Source organism: Dietzia sp. DQ11-44, from assembly GCF_014145205.1.
Lineage (GTDB): Bacteria > Actinomycetota > Actinomycetes > Mycobacteriales > Mycobacteriaceae > Dietzia > Dietzia natronolimnaea.
On sequence record NZ_JAALEC010000465.1, the window covers coordinates 1 to 2,128 of the forward strand.

Genomic DNA, 2,128 nt, shown 5'->3' on the forward strand with positions numbered 1-2,128 from the left:
CGGCGGGCCTCGTCGGCGGCCAGCAGCCGGTCGACCAGCGAGGGGTCCTCGCCGCGGGTGCGCTGGGAATCGCGGACGAGGTCGGGGTTCTCGCGGAGGAGCCTGAGATCGATCACGGCGACCAGCCTAGCGGCCCCGTCCCACCACCCGAACTAGACGCCGAAGAGTTCGAGGAAGGCGTCCTTCTCGAACATCCGGGCGGTGTCGACCGCGGTGGGCGTCCCCCCGTTGGGGTCCGCACCGCCCTCGAACAGCACCCGGACCACCTCGCCGTACCCCTTGAACACCGCCCCCGCGAGCGGGGTCTGCCCGCGGTCGTTCGCGCGGTCGACATCCGCGCCGCGGGCGAGCAGCGCCCGGACGGTGTCGGGATGCCCGTTGTAGGCGGCCAACATGAGCAGCGTGTCACCGCGCTCGTTCGTCAGGTCCGGGCTCACCCCAGCGTCGACGTAGGCGGCCAGGCGTTCGGTCTCGCCGTCCCGGGCGAGCTGGAAGAGCATCTGTGCGAACTCGAGGACCTCCGGGTCGACCCCCTCGCGCGGCGCGCGGGTTCCGCTGTCCGGGCCGCCGGCCTCGTCTCGGTTCTGTCCGCTCATGCCCTGAATCCTATCGGGGCGGCGAAGTTGCGGCATCATGGATGCGATGATCACCTCCTCGCGATCACCACACCCGGGCCGGTCACTGCTCCGGACCCGGGGCGCGGTCATGGCCTCACTCGTCGCGATCCTGTCCGGCGGGGCGATCACCGGTGGACTCATGGCCTCGGCCATGGGGGATCCGAACTCCGCGACGGCGGAACGGATCGCGGCCATCGTCCCGCAGGTCGACCCGAGGACGCTGTCCGGGCCCGCCTACGCGAACGCGGCCCCGGGAACGTGCCTGACCTGGCAGGTCGACGCGGCCGACCGCGTCACCGCGTTCACGACCGTCGACTGCGCGGAGCCCCACCGCTTCGAGGTCGCCGGCCGCATCGACCTCTCCGGGGTACCCGGGTTCGGCGAGAACACCCCGCTCCCGGACAACTCGAGGTTGGTCCCGATCGGCACCGATCGCTGCTTGCCGCTGATCACCCGCTACGCGGGGGGCCGCGAGGTCGACCCGGCGGGTCGTTTCACCGGGCTGGTCGTCCCCCCGTCCGAGGAGGGCTGGGCCAAGGGCGACCACACCGTGTTGTGCGGCGTCGCCGCGGCCGAACTCAACGGCCGGTCGACCACCTCGACAGGGGTGTTCGCGGAGGCCGACCAGCACCGACGGTGGGACCCCGGCACCTGCCTGGGGTTCACCGACGAGGGTCTGCCCGGTGCGCCGGTGCCGTGTTCGGAGGACCACGCGATCGAGGTGGTCTCCGACGTCGACGTCTCCGGACTCTTCCCGGAGGAGCCCGCCCCGCCTGAGCCGAGGGTGCAGGCCGAGCTCACCGCGGACGCCTGCCTGGCAGCGGGGACCGCCTACCTGGGTGACGGGGAGGCCCTGCGGCGGACCACCCTCATCTCCACGCTCGTCAACCCGATCTCGCAGATCTCGTGGGCGACCGGGAGCCGCACCGTCAACTGCGGACTGATGAGGGCCGCCGACCCCGGGCCGTTCGCGGTGCTGCGGGGGTCCGCGCGGCAGGGCGTGTTGATCGACGGCTCCACCCCGGTGGCGCCCACCACGACCGAGGTCCCGCCACCCGGGGTCGGCCAGGGGACCCCCGGGACGCCGACCGACCCGGATCCCGGGACCGTATCCGTTCCGATCCCCGGGGGCACGCCGTGAGCATCGTCGTGGCGGAGTCTCGGTTCGAGTCGCTCGTCGACGACGCGCTGGACTCCGTGCCGGACGCGTTGTTCGCCGCGATGGACAACGTGGTGGTCCTCATCGCCGATCGCCATCCTGAGGAACCGGGCCTCCTGGGCCTGTACGAGGGCGTGGCATTGACCGAGCGTGACACCACCTACTCGGGTTTCCTGCCCGACACGATCACGATCTACCGGGGTGCGCTGTGCGACTTCTGCTCCACCGAGGAGCAGTTGGTCCACGAGGTGGCGGTGACGGTCATCCACGAGATCGCCCACCACTTCGGGATCGAGGAGCACACCCTGCACGCCCTCGGCTGGGGCTGACCGGACCTGGGCATCACAGCTGG

The 2,128-nt window shown here is 71.7% G+C and carries 4 protein-coding genes; 2 read left to right on the forward strand and 2 right to left on the reverse strand.

Annotation, left to right across the window (positions count from 1 at the left end):
• On the reverse strand, positions 1-116 hold a 116-nt coding region (locus G6018_RS11925), incomplete at its 3' end, for a hypothetical protein (protein ID WP_182639708.1).
• Positions 117-152: 36 nt separating this feature from the next.
• Complete coding sequence (locus G6018_RS11930; RefSeq protein ID WP_206682226.1) at positions 153-500, reverse strand: ankyrin repeat domain-containing protein; 348 nt, start codon at positions 498-500, stop codon at positions 153-155.
• A gap of 142 nt (positions 501-642) precedes the next feature.
• Here G6018_RS11930 and G6018_RS11935 point away from each other — a divergent pair, with 142 nt between their 5' ends.
• On the forward strand, positions 643-1,758 hold the full coding sequence (locus G6018_RS11935; protein WP_241731233.1) for a septum formation family protein: 1,116 nt from the start codon (positions 643-645) through the stop codon (positions 1,756-1,758).
• On the forward strand, positions 1,755-2,105 hold the full coding sequence (locus G6018_RS11940; RefSeq protein ID WP_182610619.1) for a metallopeptidase family protein: 351 nt from the start codon (positions 1,755-1,757) through the stop codon (positions 2,103-2,105). The genes G6018_RS11935 and G6018_RS11940 overlap by 4 nt, the downstream gene beginning before the upstream one ends.
• Positions 2,106-2,128: the final 23 nt, after the last annotated feature.

Bases quoted from the DNA above. Each gene is read 5' to 3' on its own strand.
- G6018_RS11930 (WP_206682226.1), bottom strand. From the start codon at position 500: ATGCTCTTCCAGCTCGCCCGGGACGGCGAGACCGAACGCCTGGCCGCC.
- G6018_RS11935 (WP_241731233.1), top strand. From the start codon at position 643: ATGATCACCTCCTCGCGATCACCACACCCGGGCCGGTCACTGCTCCGG.